The organism is Streptomyces sp. NPDC055189, assembly GCF_053606765.1.
This window is the reverse complement of sequence record NZ_JBSGSG010000097.1, coordinates 1-13338: the sequence shown is the minus strand read 5'-3', so window position 1 is coordinate 13338 and position 13338 is coordinate 1. Positions and strand designations below refer to the sequence as shown.

Annotated in this window: 15 protein-coding genes; 7 read left to right on the top strand and 8 right to left on the bottom strand. The window is 68.2% G+C overall.

The features are described 5' to 3' along the window. Positions 1-227: 227 nt before the first annotated feature. Genes ACWFR3_RS40080 through ACWFR3_RS40070 form a run of 3 tightly spaced genes read right to left on the bottom strand, consistent with a single transcriptional unit; the run spans position 228 to position 1450 of the window. On the bottom strand, positions 228-410 hold the full coding sequence (locus ACWFR3_RS40080) for a DUF397 domain-containing protein (RefSeq protein ID WP_453739637.1): 183 nt from the start codon (positions 408-410) through the stop codon (positions 228-230). Beyond that, positions 403-594, bottom strand: a complete 192-nt coding sequence (locus ACWFR3_RS40075) for a DUF397 domain-containing protein (protein ID WP_453739636.1) — start codon at positions 592-594, stop codon at positions 403-405. The genes ACWFR3_RS40080 and ACWFR3_RS40075 overlap by 8 nt, the downstream gene beginning before the upstream one ends. A gap of 10 nt (positions 595-604) precedes the next feature. Then, positions 605-1450, bottom strand: a complete 846-nt coding sequence (locus ACWFR3_RS40070) for a helix-turn-helix domain-containing protein (protein ID WP_453739635.1) — start codon at positions 1448-1450, stop codon at positions 605-607. 201 nt (positions 1451-1651) lie between these two features. Between ACWFR3_RS40070 and ACWFR3_RS40065 the strand changes: the two genes are divergently transcribed. The 3 genes from ACWFR3_RS40065 to ACWFR3_RS40055 all read left to right on the top strand — a co-directional run bounded on the left by ACWFR3_RS40065 (position 1652) and on the right by ACWFR3_RS40055 (position 4236). Beyond that, positions 1652-2113, top strand: a complete 462-nt coding sequence (locus ACWFR3_RS40065) for an ATP-binding protein (RefSeq protein ID WP_453739634.1) — start codon at positions 1652-1654, stop codon at positions 2111-2113. A gap of 38 nt (positions 2114-2151) precedes the next feature. Continuing rightward, a complete protein-coding gene (locus ACWFR3_RS40060) occupies positions 2152-3162 on the top strand; it encodes a C40 family peptidase (protein WP_453739633.1) in 1011 nt (336 codons plus the stop codon). Between the two features lie 369 nt (positions 3163-3531). After that, a complete protein-coding gene (locus tag ACWFR3_RS40055) occupies positions 3532-4236 on the top strand; it encodes a phosphatase PAP2 family protein (protein WP_453739632.1) in 705 nt (234 codons plus the stop codon). 473 nt (positions 4237-4709) lie between these two features. Here ACWFR3_RS40055 and ACWFR3_RS40050 read toward each other — a convergent pair whose 3' ends face one another. Continuing rightward, positions 4710-6299: an FAD-binding oxidoreductase gene (locus ACWFR3_RS40050; RefSeq protein WP_453739631.1), complete on the bottom strand. Its 1590-nt coding sequence runs from the start codon at positions 6297-6299 to the stop codon at positions 4710-4712. Positions 6300-6655: 356 nt separating this feature from the next. Between ACWFR3_RS40050 and ACWFR3_RS40045 the strand changes: the two genes are divergently transcribed. Further along, positions 6656-7474, top strand: coding sequence for a hypothetical protein (locus ACWFR3_RS40045; RefSeq protein ID WP_453739630.1), 819 nt, complete (start codon positions 6656-6658; stop codon positions 7472-7474). 152 nt (positions 7475-7626) lie between these two features. After that, on the top strand, positions 7627-7815 hold the full coding sequence (locus ACWFR3_RS40040; RefSeq protein WP_453739629.1) for a hypothetical protein: 189 nt from the start codon (positions 7627-7629) through the stop codon (positions 7813-7815). A gap of 88 nt (positions 7816-7903) precedes the next feature. Here the strand turns inward: ACWFR3_RS40040 and ACWFR3_RS40035 are convergent, their stop codons facing one another. Next, on the bottom strand, positions 7904-8257 hold the full coding sequence (locus ACWFR3_RS40035; protein WP_453739628.1) for a metal-sensitive transcriptional regulator: 354 nt from the start codon (positions 8255-8257) through the stop codon (positions 7904-7906). Between the two features lie 239 nt (positions 8258-8496). Here ACWFR3_RS40035 and ACWFR3_RS40030 point away from each other — a divergent pair, with 239 nt between their 5' ends. Beyond that, on the top strand, positions 8497-9117 hold the full coding sequence (locus ACWFR3_RS40030; protein ID WP_453739627.1) for a DUF47 domain-containing protein: 621 nt from the start codon (positions 8497-8499) through the stop codon (positions 9115-9117). A 9-nt stretch (positions 9118-9126) separates the two neighbouring features. Continuing rightward, the gene (locus ACWFR3_RS40025) at positions 9127-10125 is read left to right on the top strand and encodes an anion permease (protein WP_453739626.1); all 999 of its coding nucleotides are present in this window, start codon (positions 9127-9129) and stop codon (positions 10123-10125) included. 128 nt (positions 10126-10253) lie between these two features. Here the strand turns inward: ACWFR3_RS40025 and pstB are convergent, their stop codons facing one another. From pstB to pstC, 3 genes are read right to left on the bottom strand one after another with little or no spacing between them, the layout of a single operon-like run. Next, positions 10254-11030 carry a phosphate ABC transporter ATP-binding protein PstB gene (gene pstB / locus ACWFR3_RS40020; protein WP_453739625.1) on the bottom strand — a complete coding sequence of 259 codons (777 nt, stop codon included), beginning with the start codon at positions 11028-11030 and terminating at the stop codon, positions 10254-10256. Between the two features lie 49 nt (positions 11031-11079). Then, a complete protein-coding gene (pstA, locus tag ACWFR3_RS40015) occupies positions 11080-12141 on the bottom strand; it encodes a phosphate ABC transporter permease PstA (protein ID WP_453739624.1) in 1062 nt (353 codons plus the stop codon). Beyond that, positions 12138-13169: a phosphate ABC transporter permease subunit PstC gene (pstC, locus tag ACWFR3_RS40010; RefSeq protein ID WP_453739623.1), complete on the bottom strand. Its 1032-nt coding sequence runs from the start codon at positions 13167-13169 to the stop codon at positions 12138-12140. Before pstC ends, pstA begins: the two co-directional genes overlap by 4 nt. Between the last annotated feature and the right edge of the window lie 169 nt (positions 13170-13338).

The following is a 13338-nucleotide window of genomic DNA, read 5'->3' as shown; positions in this document are numbered from 1 at the left end:
GGGGCCCCCCCCCCCCCCCGCCCCGCGGGCGGGCGGGGGGGGGGGGGGGGGGCGGGGGGGGGGGGGTGGGGGGGGGGGGGGGGGGGGGTGGGGGGGGGGGGGGGGGGGGGGGGGGCCCGCCCCCCCCCGGGGGGGGGGGGGGGGGGGGGGGGGGGGGGGGGGCCCTGCGGGGCTCTCCCCAATCCCGCCCCTTCCCGAAACTGGGGCTCCGCCCCAGACCCCGGTCCTCAGGTGCCGGACGGGCTGAGGGTGCGTAGCAGGGCTGCGAAGGCCGAGGGGTGCGCGGTGAGTACGACCCCGGTGGGGTCGGCGGATTCGGTCACCTGGATGTTGCCGGGTGGGGTTGCGGTTACGTGTACGCAGGAGTCGCCCTCGCCGCAGTAGGACGACTTCTGCCACGGGTCAGGCATGCCGTGCCCCCTTCGCGGTGCGTATCAGCGCCGCGAACGCTGCGGGTGGTGCGGTCAGTATCGCTCCGCTGGGGTCGGCGCTTTCGGTCAGATGGACTGCCGTTCCGGTTGGGGTTGCGGCGACGTGTACGCAGGAGTTGCCCTGGGCGCAGTAGGTCGACTTCTGCCAGTAGAGCTCGGGCATCTGGGTTCCTCTACAGGTCTTGGATGATGCTGTGGATGAAGTCGCGGGACTGCACGGGCGGGAGCGCTGTTGCTTCCATGCGGTCCAGCAGTACGCGGTACTTGGCGAGCTGGGCCTCGGCATCCAGAAATACGGGGCCGTGTGACTGGTCGAGATTCACCGTGTCGAGTTGGGGTACTGGGCCTGCCGAGTAGTAGATCGACTGCCCCGAGCCGGGGAACGTACCAGCGGCGAACGGGATCACGCGGAGGGTGATGTGTTCCCGTTCGCTCATGTCAGTGAGGTGCTTGAGCTGGGTTCTCGTCACCGCAGGCCCGCCGAACTGCATTCGGAGAGCGGCCTCGTGGAGGATCACGTGGTTCGGTGTCGGCTCATCGTGGAAGAGCACAGCTTGCCTCTTGATCCGGTACGAGACGCGGTGCTCGACGTCCGGGGGTGAGAGCTCTGGAACGTCCTGGCGGAAAATCTCGCGGGCGTAATCCGTCGTCTGGAAGAGACCGGGAATGTGCACAGTCACGGCGGTTCGCAGCAATGATGCGTGGTGTTCGATTTCTGCCAGATCGAGCAACCCGACCGGCAGGATTTCGCGGTACTCCTCCCACCAGCCGCGTGCCCGTTCAGCGGTCATCCGGACCAGCGCCTCAATCAGAGCCTTGTCCGAGCAGTCGTAGTGGCAGGCCAGGGCGCGTACTCGTGCCGAACTCATGCCGAGCCGACCGGACTCCATGTTGCTGACCTGGTTCTGCTTCACGCCGAGTAGCTTTCCCGCCTCCGTCGACGTGAGGCCGGCACGCTCACGGAGCTTGCGAAGCTCACTGCCCAGCCGGAGTTGACGTCCCGTCGGGTTGGTTCTCACGGGCGCGCTCGCCTCTCCTCTGTCCAGTCACTCACACGAGTGGTTGTGCAGGGCTTTGCAGGTTTTCGATTAACACCTTAACAAGACGCCGCTACTTTATGAGTGGCGCCAGCACCCGGAAGCACCCCGCTCGACGGAGCGACAACGTCACTGGGCACAGATCCGCACCCCGCCAACTCGCCTCCCCGAACGGAGACTTCCATGCTGCCCACAACCGTATCCCCGCCCTGGAGCTACTCCCTCCAACTCCCGCACGACCCCCGCGCCCCCGGCATCGCCCGCACCCACCTCCGCGCCGTTCTCGCCGCCTACGGCCTCTCCGAGCTTGCCCCCACCGCCGAACTCCTCGCCGCGGAAATGCTCAACAACGCCCACTGCCATACCCAGGGCCCCTACACCCTCCGCCTGCGGCCCTCCCCGAAGGGCATTCGCGTTGCCGTGTGGGACTCCGACCCCGAGATCCCGGCCGGGTTCGGGCGGACCGGCACTCCGGCCCCGGCGCCCGCGCCAGAAGACGCCGAGAGCGGGCGCGGGCTGCAGCTCGTGCGGGCCTGTGCCGATGCGTGGGGCGGCTATCCCCTCCGCGTCGCGGGGGACGGGAAACTGCTCTGGGCGGAGGTCGGCGGTGATCCCCCGCGGGCGCGGGTGGCGCCTCTACACTGAAGCGCGGTGGACTCCCGTGCGGTGAAGGGTGGTTGACGGTGCGTAAGGCGTGGCTGGTCGCGGCCGTCGGCATCAGCGGGGTGATGAGCTTCGTCGCGCTGCTCGTCGTGGGGACGTACATGGCGGCGGGAAGCACCGGAGGCGGTGTCGGGCAGGGAAGTGTGGGGCTCGCCAAGGGCGCCGTACCGAGCACCTATCAGCCCCTCGTGCAGAAGTGGGGCAATCTGTGCAAGGCCATCAATCCCGCCCTGCTCGCCGCGCAGCTGTATCAGGAGAGCGGCTTCAATCCGAACGCCAAGAGTCCGGCCAAGGCCCAGGGGATAGCGCAATTCATCCCGGGGACGTGGGCCTCGCACGGGGTCGACGGTGACGGTGACGGCGATCGCGACGTCTGGGACCCGAAGGACGCCATCCCGTCCGCCGCCTCGTACGACTGCAAACTCGCCAGTTACGTGAAGGACGCGCCCGGAAGTCCGACGGAGAACATGCTCGCCGCGTACAACGCGGGCGCGTATGCCGTCATCAAGTACGGCGGAGTGCCGCCTTATCGCGAGACCCAGAATTACGTGAAGACGATCACGGATCTGGAGAAGAGCTTCGCCCGGCCGACCGGCAGGGTGCAGCCGTCGCAGCAGGCGGCAGGGGCCATCTACTACGCGCAGAAGAAGCTCGGCACGCTGTATCTGTGGGGCGGCAATGGAACCCCGGAGCAGGGCGGCCGGTTCGACTGTTCCGGTCTTACGCTCGCCGCCTATCGAAGCGTGGATATCGATCTGCCGCGCGTCGCGAACGACCAGTACAACGCGGGACCGCATCCGAAACGGGACGAACTGCTCCCGGGTGACCTGGTGTTCTTCTCGGACGACCTCACCAATTCCCGCGCCATCCGGCATGTGGGGATCTATGTCGGCGGTGGCTACATGATTAACGCTCCGCGGGCCGGTGCGGTGATCCGTTTCGACCCGATCGACACGCCGGACTATTTTGGCGCGACTCGCGTCACCGAGGACGGGGCGAATGCCGTGCCCGACAAGCGCTCGGCGGCCTGACGGGCGCCCGTCAGGCCCGCTGGCAGGGCTCGCGCGGGCCGCTCGGCGGGGCCCCTGAGCCGGCTGGACGGAACCCGAAAAGGCTCAAACGGGGCGCGTGCGCGGGGCGTTATGTGGCTTGAACTCTCCGTCAGTACACTTCTCTGAGCTGCGGTGATGAGTCTCTCTTCGATAACGTCTGCGTGATCATTCGGTGGAGAGTGGAACGTAGTGCAGGGGACAACGCGTTCCCTTGAAGTGACCGGCAGAGCGCGACCACCCAGTAGCGAGCGGCATTGACCACGCAGCAAGCGGCACTGACCACGGGGGTTGATGGAAGGGCGTACGGCAAGGTGCGTCCGAGGCGAGAAGACAAGGGGCCGCAGCACCATGGCTGGACTCGATACAACCGGGTCGAACCCCGACGTCAGCCTGCTCTACGACATCAACGGCCTGGCTGAGGATTCTCCGGACTGGCTGGCAAAGTCGATGGCATTCGTCGGTGAGTACGGACTGCTGCTCGCGCTTGTTCTGCTGGTCCTCTGGTGCTGGTGGGGGCAGCGAAAGCGCGCGACGCTCGATGACGCCGCTTCATCCGTCGCCGCTGTTGTCTGGGCGCCCCTCGCGGCCGCGATCGCCGTCCTGGTGAATGTGCCGATCCGGGGATTTGTCGAGCGGCGCCGGCCTTTCAAGGACCATGACGGCCTTGAGCTCCTTGTGCACGGAAAGACCGACTTCTCCTTCGTGAGTGATCACGCGACGCTCGCGATGGCTCTTGGCGTCGGGCTTTTCGTGGCCAACCGGAAGTTCGGTCTTGTCGGCATAGCTCTCGCCTTGCTCGAAGGCTTCTGCCGGGTCTTTATGGGCGTGCACTATCCGACGGACGTCGTGGGCGGATTCGCGCTCGGGACGGCTGTGGCGCTGCTGCTTTCGCCGCTGGCGATGGCTGTGCTCACGCCTGTGGCCAAGGCCGTCGGGGGGACGGTGCGGGGTGGTCGTCTGGTGTGGGCCGGGCCGCGTGAGTCCGTGGCGGAGCTTCCGCAGCGGGCCGCGTCCGAGTCCGCCGGGCCGGATGAGCGGGATCTCGCGGCGTAGCGTCCGCGTCGGCCCCTGCTTCCGGGGCCGCCTCCGACCGGCGGCGCTTCAGCAGCCACCAGCCTGTGCCGGCCGCTGCCACGGTTACTCCCGCGGAGATCGCGGTGAGGGGGCCCGCCGCGGGGTGGTCGGCTTCTGCGGCGGGCGCCGCGTGCGCCGCGGGGGCGGCGAAGGCCAGTAGCGCGGCTGTGGTGGCTGCGGCTGTGGCTATTCGTGGGGTCATACCCCCAGAGCAGCGGGGGCCCGTGTAGTGGGCCACCTGAGGGCGTGTTGGGTGGGCTGTTCGGGTTGCCGGGCGCGGCCGTCCGGGGGAACAGGATCTTTCCCCAACCCCGCCCCTACCCGAAAACTCGCCGGCGCGAGGGCCTTGTACCCACCGTCATCACCGGCTTCGCCGAGCTCGTCCTCAAACTCCCCCAAGCTCTTAAAGAGCAGGGGGACCCCCATGACGGGCTGAAAGACCTCGACCCGACCTAAATCGCCTGTGCGTAGTCGAAGAAGCGCTTCGGGTCGTACTGCTTCTTCAAGCTCTTCAAGCGGGACGCCGCCGAACCGTAGTACGCCTCGCGCCAGTTGGTCAGGGTGGGGTCCGCGTAGTTCTGGTACGCCGCTCCCGACGCGTAGCGGGACATCGCGTCGTGGGCCGTTTTCAGCCAGGCCCGGGCCGGCTTGCCGGAGGTGCCGGGGCGCCAGGAGGCGATGTACTGCGCCAGCATCCGGCTGCGGCGGTGCACGAAGGCCGTGGCCGTCGGGTCGACCCGGTTGATCGCCCCGCCGAGCGCGGTCAGCGCGATGCTGCCCCCGCTCGCGCCCGTCACGTTCTCCACCCGGGAGAGGAGGGTGCGGATGCCCGCCGCCGAAAGGGAGCGGTCGAAGAAGTCTGAACTTGCCGCGTACGTCTCGCGGTTCAGCGCTCCCTGCGTGCTGCGGCCCGGCGTCGCGCCCGGCAGATGGCACTGGGCGTCCGACGCGAAGGACGAGCAGCCCGCGTAGATCTCCATGGCCTCCTCGTACGAGCGCCGCTTCAACGAGACGCTGCGCGCCGGGGCGCCGATCTTGTCGGCCAGGCGGTCCACCGCGTTCTGGAGTTCCCCGTACGTGCCGAGGGAGAAGCACGAGACCGAGACGGTGGGCGTGCCGCCCGGAGTGTTCGCCAGGTGCGCCGACGACCAGATCTCGTCCGGCTGGTCGGGGCCCCACTCCTGCCACGCCTTGATGACCGCGGCCGCCTTCGACCAGGGCCAGCTCATGTAGGCCGAGACGCCCTGCGGGGCCGCGTGGGTGCGGAAGCCCAGCTCCGTCACCACGCCGAAGTTTCCGTTGCCCGCGCCGCGCAGCGCCCAGAAGAGGTCCTTGTTCTCGCTCTTGTTCGCCGTCAGCAGCTTGCCGTCCGCCGTGACGAGCGTTGCCGAGGTGAGGCTGTCGCAGGTCAGGCCGTATGCCCGGGACACCACCCCGTGGCCGCCGCCCAGCGTCAGACCGGAGATGCCGACCGTCGGGCAGGAGCCCGCCGGGATCGTCACGCCCTTCGCGGAAAGCGCGCGGTACACGTCGATCAGCTTCGCGCCCGCGCCGACCGTGGCCGTCGAACCACTGGCGCGCGTCTTGTTCAGCTTCGACACGTCGATGATCAGGCGGCCCGTGCCGGACGACCAACCCCCGTAGGAGTGGCCGCCGTTGCGTATGGAGACCGGGATGCCGTGCGCGCGGGCGTAGGTCATGGTCGTGCGTATGTCGTCGGGTCCTGCGACGTACGCGACCGCCGTCGGCTTCAGGCTGTCGTAGCGCGTGTTGTAGAGCTGGCGGGCTGCCGCCCACTTCGCCTCTCCCGGCTTGACCAGGGTGCCGTCCAGGTCCCTGGCGAGGGCGGTGAGGTTCGCGGAGGCGGACGCGGCGGCGCTCGACGAGCGGATGGGGGTGCCGGAGCGCGAGGCGTCCGTGCTGCGGGAGGCGGCGCTCCCGGCGCCACCGCCACCGCCTCCGCCGCCGGACCCGGAGCAGCCCGCCGCCGCGAAGGCCGCCGTCGCCGCCGCCGTGGTGCTGATGAACGTACGTCGTTCCATGACGCGCCTCCGCCTCCCGTTGCTTCCCGGAGTACGAGACGGCGCAGGAGAGCCGTGGGTTCCGGTGAGGGGCAAGGGACTTACCTGTCCGACAGGTGGGACTCCGCGTCCGTCCGGGCCTTGCTGCGCGCTCTGCGGGCCGGTCCACGCCAGCCGCAACTGCACCGGGCCGCGCAGAATCGGCCCTGCTCGACGGTCGTTGTGCGGTGGGGTTCGTGCTGCTGCTCCTCGGCCACGTCTCCACGGTAACCGGGCCCGGCGGACGCCCTTGCGCGTGACGGGTCAACGTACCGGTCGTTACAGGGAAAGACAGGGGGCTACAGAACCTCGCGGGAAGGCTTGGGGGTAGTCGGGCGATGGGTCAGCAGCACAGGCGCACAGGCGGAGCGGTCATCACGGCCGCGGCGGTGGGTCTCATGGCCGTCGCCACGGGATGCTCGTCAGGAGGGGCCGTCGCCGACGACCGGCGCGCCTCCGAGGACGCCGTCGACGCGGTGCGGAAGTCCGCCGACGCCCTTGTCCGCGCGGAGACTTCCAAGGCGCGTACGTCCATGGAGATGGCCAGCGGCGGTACCCGCGTGACCATCCGCGGGAAGGGCACGTACGACTTCGGGCGGCAGGTCGGGCGGTTCGTGGTGGTTCTGCCGAAGGATCCCGCCGGGGCCGAGGAGCACCGTCCCATCACCGAGCTGATGGCGAGCGGCGCGCTCTACATGAAGAACCGCGGAGCGGGGGTACCCGCCGACAAGTGGGTACGGATCGATACGACGACCCTCTCGGATGGCAATCTCGTCACGGGCGGCGCCACCGACCCGCTCGCCGCGGCAGAGCTGCTGCGGGGCGCGACCAAGGCGTCGTACGTCGGCGAGACGGCGGTGGCGGGCGTGAAGGTGCGGCACTACCGCGGGACCGCGGACCTGCCGCGCGCGGCGAAGGCCGCGTCCGAGGGGCAGCGGCGGGCCCTGCGGGCGGCGGCGAAAGGGTTCAGCAAGGACGAGATCCCGTTCGACGCGTACCTCGACGAACAGGGGCGGCTGCGCAAGCTGCGCCAGCAGTTCAGCGTCGCGAACGCGGAGGTGGCCTCGACCACGCTGCTCTTCGACTTCGGGGTGCGGGTGGACGTGCGGCTGCCGGCGAGCGGGGACATCTTCGCGGGGAAGATCGCCGAGAAGTAGCCCGGAGGGGAAGGGGAGAGGCAGGAGGGAGCGGGAGCCGGCTAGTCGCGACCGGGGGTGTGGAAATGGTCCGTCCGTGCCATGCGCGGTGTGTAGGCCGCTCCCTACTCTAGGAAGTCGGTACCGGCAGGACGCAAGGTCAGGAAGAGGTGATGAACGTGGCTCTGGTGCGCGGTACGACTGTTCAGGACCACGTTGCCCTTGCCGAGATCGAGCTGTGCGGCGAACTCATCATCGCGGCGAGTGCCGCCGGTGAGGAACGGCTGAGCGCCGACCGCATTGACGAGGTCCTGAACGTCTCCACAGGTGTGGAGCATCGGCGAGGCGATAACCGGGATTAGTCCCGAGAGCCCCGGACCACCGGGGCGGGGAGCGGCCCGGGCCCTGCCGCACCCCCTACAAGTCCTGCGAGCGGCGCGTCGCGCGAGCTCAGGTGCGCATCATGCGCGCGATGGCCTTCGTGGCCTCTTCGACCTTCGCGTCGATCTCGTCGCCGCCCTTGACCGCGGCGTCCGCCACGCAGTGGCGCAGGTGCTCCTCCAGGAGCTGGAGGGCGAAGGACTGCAGGGCCTTGGTGCCGGCGGAGACCTGGGTGAGTATGTCGATGCAGTAGACGTCTTCCTCGACCATCCGCTGCAGGCCCCGGACCTGGCCCTCGATGCGCCGCAGGCGCTTGAGGTGTTCGTCCTTCTGCTTGTGGTACCCGTGGACACCCTGGTCGTGGCCGGGCTCGGAGGGCGCTTCGGTGTTCATGGCCACACCGGCCGATTCGGTGGTCGTCATCGCGTCCTCCTGCTTGGACAGTCACTCTGCTGGGCAGTCAGTAGGAAAGCCACGGGCCCGACCGGCTTCCTGCATTCCTGGCTTCCTATACCCCAGGTGGGTATAGGATACTCGATTGCTCGGGGGGCGTGCTGATCACTGTGCCTGATGGGCGACACTGGGGTCTGGCCGGTTAGCCGTGGCCGGATGATGCGCCTAGCATCAGCCTGACCGAATCCAAAGCACCCCGAGGACCCCACGTGCGCTTTCGTCTGACCCCCAGGGAGACGAGCTTCTACGACATGTTCGCCGCTTCTGCGGACAACATTGTCACGGGCTCGAAGCTCCTGATGGAACTGCTCGGGGCCGATGCCTCCGCCCGAGCCGAGATCGCAGAGCGTATGCGGGCCGCGGAGCACGCTGGAGATGACGCGACACATGCGATCTTCCACCAGCTGAACTCCTCCTTCATCACGCCGTTCGACCGCGAGGACATCTACAACCTGGCGTCGTGCCTGGACGACATCATGGACTTCATGGAGGAGGCCGTCGACCTGGTCGTCCTCTACCAGGTCGAGGAACTCCCCAAGGGTGTCGAGCAGCAGATCGAGGTCCTGTCGCGAGCCGCCGAGCTCACGGCCGAGGCCATGCCGAATCTGCGGACGATGGACAACCTCACCGAGTTCTGGATCGAGGTCAACCGTCTGGAGAACCAGGCCGACCAGATTCACCGCAAGCTTCTCGCTCAGCTCTTCAACGGCAAGTACGACGCCATAGAGGTGCTGAAGCTCAAGCAGATCGTCGACGTGCTCGAAGAGGCGGCCGACGCGTTCGAGCACGTCGCGAACACGGTGGAGACCATCGCGGTCAAGGAGTCCTGAGGCCTCTCCATGGACACCTTTGCTTTGATCGTGACCATTGGCGTCGCGCTCGGATTTACGTATACGAATGGCTTTCACGATTCTGCGAACGCCATCGCCACTTCCGTCTCCACACGTGCGCTGACGCCCCGCGCGGCTCTCGCGATGGCCGCCGTCATGAACCTCGCCGGTGCCTTCATGGGCAGCGGGGTCGCCAAGACGGTCAGTAAGGGTCTGATCGAGACGCCCGAAGGCAACAAGGGAATGTGGATCCTCTTTGCCGCCCTGGTGGGCGCCATTGTCTGGAACCTCATCACCTGGTACTTCGGGCTGCCTTCCTCCTCCTCCCACGCCCTTTTCGGTGGAATGGTCGGAGCCGCGCTCGCCGGTGGGATCGGGGTGATCTGGTCCGGAGTCCTCGACAAGGTCGTGATTCCGATGTTCCTTTCCCCCGTCGTCGGTCTGGTCGCCGGTTATCTGGTGATGTGCGCGATCATGTGGATGTTCCGGAATTCCAACCCGCACAAGGCCAAGCGCGGGTTCCGTATCGCGCAGACGGTGTCCGCGGCCGGCATGGCCCTCGGACACGGTCTGCAGGACGCCCAGAAGACCATGGGCATCGTGGTGATGGCCCTGGTCATCTCCGACGTGCAGAGCGCCGACGCGCCGATTCCGATCTGGGTCAAGATCGCCTGTGCGCTGATGCTCTCGCTCGGTACGTACGCGGGTGGCTGGCGCATCATGCGTACGCTCGGCCGCAAGATCATCGAGCTGGACCCGCCGCAGGGATTCGCCGCCGAGACCACCGGCGCGGGCATCATGTTCACCACCGCGTTCATGTTCCACGCGCCGATCTCGACCACGCACGTGATCACTTCCGCGATCATGGGTGTGGGCGCCACCAAGCGGGTCAATGCGGTGCGGTGGGGCGTTGCCAAGAACATTATTCTCGGCTGGTTCATCACAATGCCGGCCGCTGCGATTGTTGCCGCGGTCAGCTTCTGGATTGTCAACCTCGCGTTCTTGTAATTCCCCGTGCCCCTTAGGGGCACGGAAAGCACACGGAAAAGCCCGCCCCCCGGGAGCCAGGGGGCGGGCTTTTCTTTGTTGCCCCTGCGGTGGCACCGCCATGCAGCACCGCGGGGAGTGGGTGGGCTTTATCCGAAGCGGCCCGAGATGTAGTCCTCGGTCGCCTGCACGGACGGGTTGGAGAAGATCCGCTCCGTGTCGTCGATCTCGACGAGCTTGCCGGGCTGGCCGACCGCCGCGAGGTTGAAGAAGGCCGTACGGTCCGAGACGCGCGCCGCCTGCTGCATGTTGTGCGTGACGATGACGATCGTGAAGCGCTCCTTCAGCTCGCCGATGAGGTCCTCGATCGCGAGCGTCGAGATCGGGTCCAGGGCCGAGCAGGGCTCGTCCATGAGCAGGACCTGCGGCTCGACCGCGATGGCACGGGCGATGCACAGACGCTGCTGCTGGCCGCCGGAGAGGCCGGAGCCGGGCTTGTTCAGGCGGTCCTTGACCTCGTTCCAGAGGTTGGCGCCCTTGAGGGACTTCTCGACGATCGCGCTCAGCTCGCTCTTCTTGTACGAGCCGTTGAGCCGCAGGCCCGCGGCCACGTTGTCGAAGATCGACATCGTGGGGAACGGGTTGGGGCGCTGGAACACCATGCCGATCGTGCGGCGCACATTGACCGGGTCGACGCCGGCGCCGTAGAGGTCCTCGTCGTCGAGGAGCACCTTGCCCTCGACGCGGCCGCCGGTGGTGACCTCGTGCATGCGGTTGAGGGTGCGCAGGAAGGTCGACTTGCCGCAGCCGGAGGGGCCGATGAAGGCCGTCACAGAGCGGGGCTCCACGGTCATCGAGATGTCCTCGATGGCCTTGTGGGAGCCGTAGAACGCTGTCAGGCCCGATACGTCGATTCGCTTGGCCATGGAAATCACTGCTTTCGAAGGGGTACGAGAGGGTCGCTGATGGCCGCGGTCAGCGGCCCGTCTTGGGGGCCTTCCAGCGGGCGATGCCGCGGGCTCCCAGATTGAGGATCATGATGAAGGCGATGAGGGCGAGCGCCGCGGCCCAGGCACGGTCGTACGCGGCCTGGGAGCCGGCGCTGTTCGCGTACTGCTGGTAGATGTACAGCGGCAGCGAGGCCTGCGGGCCTTCGAACGGGTCGTTGTTGATCAGCGGGCTGCCCCAGACGAGGAGCAGTACCGGCGCCGTCTCGCCCGCGATACGGGCGACCGCGAGCATGACGCCCGTGGTGATGCCGCCGAGCGAGGTCGGCAGGACCACCTTGAGGATCGTGCGCCACTTCGGGATGCCGAGGGCCAGGGAGGCCTCGCGCAGCTCGTCGGGGACGAGCTTGAGCATCTCCTCGGTGGAGCGGACGACGATCGGGACCATCAGGATGGTCAGCGCGAGCGCTCCGGCGAACCCGGAGTAGTCGAACCCCAGGATGATGATCCAGAAGCTGAGGATGAACAGACCGGCGACGATGGACGGGATGCCCGTCATGACGTCCACGAAGAACGTCACCGCCTTGGCGAGCTTGCCACGGCCGTACTCGACGAGGTAGATCGCGGTGAGCAGGCCCACCGGCACGGCGATCAGCGTCGCGATGCCGACCTGCTCCAGGGTGCCGAGGATGGCGTGGTAGATGCCGCCGCCGGGCTCCGAGTCGCTGATCACGCCCATCGAGTGGGTGAGGAAGAAGACGTCGAAGACCTCGACGCCGCGCTTGACCGTCTCCCAGAGCAGCGAGGCCAGCGGGATCACGGCGAGCAGGAACGCGACCCAGACGACACAGGTGGCGAGGCGGTCCTTGGCCTGGCGGCCGCCCTCGACCTTCGCGGCGAGCGCGTAGGTGACGAGGACGAAGAGCAGGGCGGCGATGAGGCCCCACTGGATGCGGCTGTCCAGACCCGCGCCGAGGCCGATGCCGACGCCCGCGGCGACGGAACCGACGGCGATGGCCCAGGGGGACCAGGGGGGGAGGCGGTCGCCCTGCAGCGAGGGCACCGGCTTGGCGGCTACGTCGTGGCTCATGCGCTGGCCCCCGAGTACTCCTTGCGGCGGGCGATGATCGCTCGGGCCGCGCCGTTGACAAGGAGGGTGATGACGAAGAGGACGAGACCGGAGGCGATCAGGGCGTCACGGCCCTGGTCGGTGGCCTCGTTGAACTTGCTCGCGATGTTCTGCGCGAAGGTGCCGCCGCCCGGGTCGAGCAGGCTGGCGGAGATGGTGAAGGTCGGGGAGAGCACCGTGGCGACGGCGATCGTCTCGCCGAGCGCGCGGCCGAGGCCCAGCATCGAGGCGGAGATGACGCCGGAGCGGCCGAAGGGGATCACCGACATGCGGATGACTTCCCAGCGGGTGGCGCCGAGGGCGAGTGCGGCTTCCTGGTGCATCTGCGGTGCCTGCCGGAAGACCTCGCGGCTGACGCTGGTCACGATCGGCAGGATCATGATGGCGAGCAGGATGCCGACGGTCATCAGGGAGCGGGCGGCGCCGCCCTCGTAGGCGAAGATGCCGGTCCAGCCGAGGAAGTCGTCGAGCCAGGTGTAGAACCCGGTGAGGTTCGGCACGAGGAAGAGAGCGCCCCACAGGCCGTACACGATCGAGGGCACGGCGGCCAGCAGGTCGATCACGTAGGCGATGAAGCCGCCCAGCTTGCGCGGCGAGTAGTGCGTGATGAAGAGCGCGATGCCGACGGAGACCGGGACGGCGATCACCATGGCGATGATCGAGCTGACGACGGTGCCGAAGACCAGGACGGCGATGCCGAAGACCGGCGGAGTGTTGTTGGCGTCCCACGCGAACGTGGTGAAGAAGTTGCCCTCGTTCTTCGGCAGGACGATGGCCGTGCGGTACGCGAGGAAGGCGGCGATCGCGGCCATGACCACGAGCAGGAGGATGCCGGAGCCCCGCGAGAGGCCGACGAAGATGCGGTCACCGGGTCGGGTGGCGCTGGACTTGCGTCCCTTGCGTGCCTTGCCCCGGGGCGCGAGCGGCTCGACGGGGGGCCGGGTGGGAGACGGTGGCGACGGTGTCGCGTTCTGCGTGGGTATATCCATGGGTTTCTCCGGTCTGCGGAGTCAGGCCTGTTGGCCCGTGACTCCTGGCGGCGGTGCACCGGACGGTGCGGGCGGGGGCCGGGGGGGGGGCGCCCGCCCCCGGGGGGAGCGCACGCCCCCGGCGGGGGGGCGGGCCCTCGGGGGGGGAGGGGGGGGGGGAGGGGGGGTT